The organism is Streptomyces sp. NPDC006510 (assembly GCF_040611955.1).
Classification (GTDB): Bacteria; Actinomycetota; Actinomycetes; order Streptomycetales; family Streptomycetaceae; genus Streptomyces.
In genome coordinates this window covers 1-1,344 of the sequence record NZ_JBEXPH010000466.1, presented here as the reverse complement: position 1 = coordinate 1,344, position 1,344 = coordinate 1, and the positions used below count along the sequence as shown (strand labels likewise).

1 protein-coding gene is annotated in these 1,344 nt (G+C 69.3%); it reads right to left on the bottom strand.

Going from position 1 to position 1,344, the window contains the following annotated elements; genetic code table 11:
- On the bottom strand, positions 1 to 1,344 hold a 1,344-nt coding region (locus ABZY11_RS44545; protein WP_356484626.1), incomplete at both ends, for an IS4 family transposase.

The following is a 1,344-nucleotide window of genomic DNA, read 5'->3' as shown; positions in this document are numbered from 1 at the left end:
CTGGATCAGTGCGCAAGAGACGGAGGGTGCGCTCCCTGAAGCCCAGGTCATCGGGATCGGTCTCGTCACGCCGGTGGACGGCAACGTGCACGGAGGTGATCCGCTGGCTCTTCCGGGGACGCTCCTGGGAGGCCACGGTGTACTGAGAGATCGGACATTTCACGAGCCGGGCGCTGGTACGTGCCCGGCGCGTCGGCAGCAGCGCGCCGAGTACGGCCTGCGCGATGCTGCCGTTTCCGTCGGCGGGTTCGAGAACCGCCCGCGCGGTGATCACCTGTTGTGCCGCCGCGCGGAGGGCAACGGTGAAGCTGGCGCGGTCGGGGTCTGTGCCCGGCCGGGACTCGACCGCGTCCACCATGGCGCGACGAAGGCACTGGTAGACGACCAGCAGCGCCCACAGTTCCTGCTGCAGGCCCACCGGGTCGCCCGAGCGCAGAACCCGGCCGGCGAGCAGTGTGTCCTTGAGCGCGAGGAAGGACAGTTCGATCTCCCATCGCTCGTGGTAGAGCGCGACCAGTCGGTCGGCCGGATCGGCCTGGTGGTCCAGGAGCGTCGTCGCGAGCCGGTATCGGTCTGCGGCGCGGCTCCCGTCAGCGCAGTTCGCCGTCACGTCGGCCTCGATGATCCGGAAGGTGCGGCCGCGCAGCCTGGTCAGGTAGGAACCGTCCGGCAATACGGAGATCACAGCCGGGCGACGGCGGTAGGTGAGCCGCGCCAGGAGCTGAGCGCCGGTGTCGGCAACCTCGTTCAAGAACTCGTCGCCGGAGAAATTCCGGTCGGTGAGCAACAGCATGCTTCCGTCCAGCAGCGGCAGCAGCCGTCTGGCGTATCCGGGCTCCCCCGTGCTCGTCGGCCCGAACACGGCCCCGAGCAGACCGCGGGTGCCGGTCTCGCACAGAGCCATCAGCCGGACGTGCGGGTATCCCTCCACGCCTCGGTGGCGGCGGGTCTTTCCCAGCGCCTCACGGAGCCGGAGGGTGTCGGGAGCCTGCAGCGAGCTGCAGCCGTCGAAGGCGACCGTACGCCATCGCCGGTAGCTCACTCCGGGCGTCGAAGGGCGGGCGAGGGGGCCAGCCACCGTCTCGAACAGCTCCTGGAAAGGAGCCGTCCCCAGACGGCGGCGCACCTCGCGCAGTGCCTTCTCCGAGGGAACCTTCGAGACCAGGGCCCGCACCCCGGCAATCAGGTTGCTCCAGACGCGCAGGTATCCGGCTTCCGGGAAGAGGCACATCGCCAGGACGAAGTACACGCCCACGCGGGAGGGGATGAGGCGTAACCTGCGCTGCACCGCCCTGGTGCGTTCCAGCACGTCGTCGACCAGTTCGAAGGGAAGGATCTGCGTGA